The sequence below is a fragment of the Pantoea allii genome, from assembly GCF_002307475.1.
Classification (GTDB): domain Bacteria; phylum Pseudomonadota; class Gammaproteobacteria; order Enterobacterales; family Enterobacteriaceae; genus Pantoea; species Pantoea allii.
In genome coordinates this window covers 1-5,858 of sequence record NZ_NTMH01000006.1, presented here as the reverse complement: position 1 = coordinate 5,858, position 5,858 = coordinate 1, and the positions used below count along the sequence as shown (strand labels likewise).

At 60.5% G+C, this 5,858-nt stretch carries 4 protein-coding genes; all 4 read right to left on the bottom strand.

The annotated features are described in order from the left end of the window. Positions 1–3,401, bottom strand: a 3,401-nt coding sequence (locus CMR03_RS02910; RefSeq protein WP_096010724.1) for an ImcF-related family protein, incomplete at its 3' end; no start/stop codon positions are given. Beyond that, positions 3,385–4,524, bottom strand: a complete 1,140-nt coding sequence (locus CMR03_RS02905; protein ID WP_096010723.1) for a hypothetical protein — start codon at positions 4,522–4,524, stop codon at positions 3,385–3,387. The genes CMR03_RS02905 and CMR03_RS02910, both read right to left, overlap by 17 nt. Next, positions 4,521–4,778, bottom strand: coding sequence for a PAAR domain-containing protein (locus CMR03_RS02900; protein WP_063879491.1), 258 nt, complete (start codon positions 4,776–4,778; stop codon positions 4,521–4,523). Before CMR03_RS02900 ends, CMR03_RS02905 begins: the two co-directional genes overlap by 4 nt. Before the next feature lie 24 nt (positions 4,779–4,802). After that, the coding region (locus CMR03_RS02895; RefSeq protein WP_482810264.1) for a T6SS phospholipase effector Tle1-like catalytic domain-containing protein at positions 4,803–5,858 on the bottom strand (1,056 nt) is incomplete at its 5' end.

Here is a 5,858-nt window from a genome sequence, read left to right as displayed (position 1 = left end):
GCCATCACCGCACTGTCGACACTGAATATCTGATCCGGCAGCGTGAACCCCCGCAGTTCCAGCAGCGCCAGCGGACCTTTTCCGAGTTGTGAGCGCAGCACCCACTGCAGGGTTCGGCCATCCGGCGCGCTGAAGCTCATCATCCACTGGCTTCGGTCAAGCTGCTCGCGTTTCCCCTTCTCCAGCCAGCGAATCAGCCCCCAGGTTCCGCTGTAGTCCCCGAACAGGCGCGCTCCGGCATTGACCGTGCTCCAGGTCAGCATCGTCCCCGGTCTGTAGGTGTCGCCCGGCCAGCGAAAGCGCTGCCAGTCGGCCATCTGGTTAAAGTAGTGCAGCTTTTGTCCGTCAATGGTCAGCTGAGTTTCCACCACCTGCGGCACAGGACGCGCCTGCAGCTCAAAGCTGATGCCCTGGCTGCCATCGGTGAACAGAATGTCCGACAGCTGGCTCAGCTGATTAATCGCCCGCAGGAAGGCCGGGTTAACGCTCAGCCCCTGGCTGTTGACCCTGTCAGTTATCCACTGACTGCCCTCTTTGTGCAGCACGCCACTGAGTTCCGTGTTCAGGAAGCGCTCAATGCGCCCGCTGTCCCTGCGCACAAACTCCGCCAGCATCGGCAGAGAGGCGTCACTTTTGCTGGCGACAAACGGGAAACGTCCGTCGAAGGCGGTGTGCCAGTTTGCCACCACGGAGCGGCGCCACTTGTCATTCAGGCTGGCTGCCAACGGCTGAAGTACGGTTTCCCAGGCCCGGGTCAGCGGCTGCACAAACATCGTGTTGCCGAAGCCGCTCCACGCCTCGCCCAGGCTTGCCGACATCAGGCTGCCGTACTGCCGGGTGTCGGTGAGGTCGACGCTTTTGCCCCGGAATACGGTCTGCGCCAGGGTCTGCATCATCGCCTGCGGGTCAGAAGCACCGGCCACCTGCTGCAGGCGCAGACGCACGCGGGTGATGCGGGTCAGATACGTCTGCAGGCTCAGCGAATTGTCAGCCGACATCACATGGCTGCCTTTGTTTTTCCCCATAAGCTGAAGCAGCGGGCCAAAGGTTTCACCGAGCGGCCCCTGTGGGCCGGAAGCGGACGGGTCAGTCGCGGGGTTGTCTTTCCCGCCTACGAGGTCTTTAGCCGATTTGATGAGGGCGTCCGGGAGGCCTTCGCTTTGCTGGCCGGTCTGCCCCTGCCAGGCGAGGGTATTCATCAGGGCAATCAGCGGCGACTGACGGACATCACTCATCAGCGTCAGCTGGTCGGTAACGTCCGCAATGTTGCTGGCCGGATTCCAGTGCAGGCTGTTGAGGAAGCTCAGCCAGCTGCCGGCAAAGTCGCTGAAGTAACGCTGCGTCAGACGCGCCTTCAGGGCTTCCGGCGACAGGTCTGCGGAGACGGCACTGCGGCTGTCGCTCAGCACCCAGTCGATTTCATCCCGGCGCGAACGTGCGGCATTTTCGACAGCCTGCTGAATGCCCCCTTCCCAGGCCTGGCGGGTGAACATGCCCGGCACCACTTCCCCGGTGGTGAACAGTCGCCGCGCATCGGTACCGCCGGTCATGTCTTCCAGAGAGACATCGGCGAAGTGACGACGCACGGATTTGAGCATGTTTTCATACAGGGTGCTTTCGGCGTTACGCCGTCCGATTTGCTGTAACAGTACCTGGCGGCTCTGGCTGACCAGCTGCGCATCCGGCGTGATTTTCCACTGTGGCTGTTCAGGCAGTCCGCTGATGTGGAAGGCCCACAGGTCCGGCGACAGGCTCTGCCACAGGGCGGCTGAAATGCCCTGCCGCGCCGGCTGCACGGCCTTCATGGTCCGGGCGTAGAACGCGCCGTCGGCTTTATCAGGACGGGCCATCATCAGCCAGGCTTTCAGCTGGTCATAGCCCGGCTTCGCCAGCGCTGCCCGCTGGTCACTGTCGGGGGCGGCGTTCACCAGCGCGCTGAGCTTCTGCATCAGGGCGGCGTTTGCCGGGTCGCGTATCAGGCGGTTGTTCGCCACGCCGTACCAGGGCAGCATCGCGCTGAGCAGCTGCGGGTTGTGGTCCAGACCGAAGCGCTGATACCAGGGGGCGCCCTCCTGGATGCGGTGCTGCAGGCGGCCGGCCGCGTTACGCAGCGTATGCAGGGCCGTCAGCTGGTCATCCGACACGGAAGGATGCTCCACCAGGGCATGCGCCTGCTGCGCAACGGAGATAATCTGCTGGCGGTTGACGGCAAACGACAGCAGCAGCCCCGCTCCCCAGGCACCCATGATGGCCATCAGCGTCCCGCCGGTCGCCTGTTCCCACGGCACAGCGACACGCCGGCCGCGTACGCGGGTACAGTCGTCCACAATGCCCTGCCAGGTCACCGGCAGGGTCAGGGCATGGCGTTGTGATTCAGGGCGGTATTTTTCTGTCATGGCAGCGTCAGGAGATTTAACTGCCCCGGACACATCAACGGGGGTATCCCGCGGCAGGCTGAACATCAGGCCGCGCAGCGGCACGCGCTGCTGAGAGGCAGCCAGCCATGGCACCAGTTGCTGAGCCCAGCGGGCGATACCGCCCTCTCTGAGGTGCCGGCCCAGGCGCAGCAGGAAGTCGTGGCTGTTGTTCTCCGCGACCTGGCTTATCCCCTGCGCCCGCAGGGCCGGCAGCATCCGCTCAAGCTGGCGGACGATATCATCTTCGCTGGCGCGCAGTGGGAACGTTGCCCCGACCGCCTGCTCAGGGCGCGTGGCCTGAGGCCAGTCGCTGCTGCACAACTGCCACAGCCAGACCGGGGCGGAGTAGCGCAGCCGTTCGCTGATTTTCTCCAGCCCGCGAAGGTCGTTGTCGCTGATGTGTGGCGTCAGGTTAAGCGACGCAGGCATGACGCGGACAATCCCGTCCAGCGGGCGTCCGCGACGCAGCCTGCGCAGCGCGGTGTATTTTTCCTTATCGGGTTCAGCCGTGAGGCTGCCGCCGTAGATCAGCACGGTACGGTTGCCTTCCAGCCACTGGTTTTTCTGCAGGCCGGGAACCAGCTGTTCGATTGCGGCCTCGTCGCCGGTGATTAACAGCAGGCGGACTTTATGGCGCCAGAAGAGGTTATAGCGTGTACGAAGATATGTCTTCAGCTGTCCATAAGCCCTTTCACCACCGGTAACTTTTGCGGGTTTACGCTTGCAGGATGCTGGCGGGCGAACCTTGTCCTTAACCAGTAACCGTAAAGCCATAAACCCCAGTACCAGTAGGCTGAGCGCAATGCCCCAGACGATAAAGCCAGAAACAATAAGCGGGCGCAGCATTTCCCATTCCGTTGAACGTTCGGTCGCCCATAGCCACCATGCCAGTCCACCCAGCAGTACCAGTAGGGTGGTCATAGCAATACAGACCGTTGCCGTGGCTGCCACAGAGATGGCAGCAGGTTTATTGGTGTTGTCCATCAGGTTTTACAATTCCAGTTGCGAGGGTATTCATCGGGTCGCGGGCAATCCAGCCGCACGGCTGTTGGTGGTGGGAGGCATAGATTGCCGCCAGCGATAAAACGATCAAAGCGTCCATCTCGCCGATATCCCCCCAGTTGACGTCCTGCAAATGCTGGCTGACATCCCAGCCACTGCTCGCCAGCGCCTCGGTGCCGGGCAGGGAAAACAACGTACAGGCTTCTGGAGGATCTTTCATTTCACTTTGTTCCAGTGAACGGGCGAGAACTGTGAGCAAAACATCACCTTGCTCCGGCGAAAAAGTTTCACCACGCGTCAACTGTACCGGGCCATTACGTCCGGCCAGCCACAGTACGGCAGATTCTCCGGCGGGACGCGCTATACCTTGCTGCGCCGCGATCACCTGACACCCGGCTATAAGTATCGTGTCCTCGGGTTTGGCTTCAGCAAGATCTCTCGCTATCTCTGCAAGAGTGGCTTCCCCATGCCAGGGTTCAGGCCGTGCTGGCAGTGCGATTTCCGGGAAAACCATCGACATCTTTTCGCGAAATGCCTGCCAGGTGATATCAGTACCCTGCCAGTAACAACGCAGCGGAGGAGAGAGTTTTTGTTCAGTTCGCTGCTTTTGCCACGCAATAACCAGCAGTTCCGCAAGCCGTTTTTCGCGCGTGACAGCATCTGTGGCCGAAATTTGTGGCAATCTCAATGCACTGCCGCCCTCCTCTTTTTTTTCCTCCGGTGGGCGTTGTTCACGATTAAGTACACGCAGCCAGTCAATTGGGCGCGTACCCGCTGGCCCCAGCAATACGACTTCTTTTAACCAGAACGGCTGACGATGCTGCGCCCACCACTGCTGCTGTTCATATTCCACCAACTGATAGTAGAGAGCAGCGTTATGCATGCTGACACGATAGTACAACAACCGCACAAGCCAGCCTGTGCCCGCCAGCAGCAGTGCCACAAGTATACTGGTGGCAACAAGCGAACTTTTGCCTTGGGCTGATGGCAATAGCGCCCCGGCGCCGCCGCAGAACAGCACCAGCAGTGCCATGGCCGACAGCCACCTGGCTGCACCGGGCGGACGTGCCGTTTTGTACGCCGGATAATCAGGTTCGGGCCTCATTGTTCAATACCGCAGTCAGGAAATGAGCTGACCAGCGTACAGCCGCAGGTACAGCGGTGGCCATGCAGCGCTACCGGCTGTCCATCAACCGTGGTCAATGCGCTACCTTCAGCAATGGTGGTCACACCGTGTTTGTTACAGCGAACCGGGTCCCCCTTACAGGCAAACCCCTTACCAAAACACTGGTAATGCCCGCCTAATACCTTGCCACCATATTCCCTCAGGCTGTCTCCTTTCCGGATGACTTTACTCATCAGTTCTCCTTTCCTTATTCTGTCTCAGGCAGTTGCCATCAGTACCTGCTCAAGCCAGCTGGCCGGGATCGCAGCCTGCGCCCGCGCCAGCTGTTGTTCAGCCACAAGCGCTTTTCGCTGTGCAACCACTACGCCCGGCTCCCGGGTAAATGCCCGCTGCTGTTCCCCGCCCGGCAGTTCCGGCACGGGTTCACCTGTGATCTGATCCAGCACTTCAACCTGCAGCGTTCGTACGGCGCCTGTCGCGGCCAGCCCTGCCAGCTTTCCGGTCAGGGTCTTTTGTCTGAAGCTCAGCACAACACCTGTGGTCAGGGTGGCAAACCCGATAAGATCTCCGGCGATCACCAGCGGTGACAGGGACTTATTACATTTGTCGCTGAAATAAATCATCCGGTAGCGGAAGTAGCCGCCCCACATCTCGCGAGAACCCAGCGCAGCGTGCATAAACCAGGCACGCGAGTCGTGCACCTGATCGTCGAATAAGGCCCTGACCAGCCCGGCTGGCTGTCCGGCATTACTGGCCTCACCGGCGGCAGGAAACAGGACTGACACCCGCGCGTCTCCGTCAGCCTTCATTCGCCGGTATTCCCGGGGTTCATCATCGGTATTGAGCACGAAAATCATCGGCTGGAGCACGGTATCCAGCACCGCCTGCGCCAGGTTCTCCGGGATACGGTAACCGTCGTGGTAATCCTTACCAAACTCCTTCGCCGCTTCAAACAACTGGGTCTGCGCCATATCCGGGTCAAAATCCTTGATGCCCGGATAGAGCACAAGCTCATCCATCCTGTCGGCAGACTGTTTTGCTAACTGATCCTGACGCTTTTCAAGCACCTTTCGCTGCTTTTCATCCCGTGCTTCTTCTGCCGCCTTGCGCGCGGCGGGCAGCGCTTCGGTATTGGTGGCGCGCTGGTAGAATGGCGTTTTCAGCATCGAACCTCTGGCATAGCGCTCGATACGCCAGGCGGTGATCCACGCAATCTGGTTTTCAACGACGGTTTCCAGACTGCCGCTGGCGCGCGGTGGTTCGTATTGGGAGGCCTCTTCAGGCGTGATTTTTTCTGGTGTGGTCAGGTTCAG

Bases quoted from the DNA above. Each gene is read 5' to 3' on its own strand.
- CMR03_RS02900 (WP_063879491.1), bottom strand. From the start codon at position 4,778: ATGAGTAAAGTCATCCGGAAAGGAGACAGCCTGAGGGAATATGGTGGC.
- CMR03_RS02905 (WP_096010723.1), bottom strand. From the start codon at position 4,524: ATGAGGCCCGAACCTGATTATCCGGCGTACAAAACGGCACGTCCGCCC.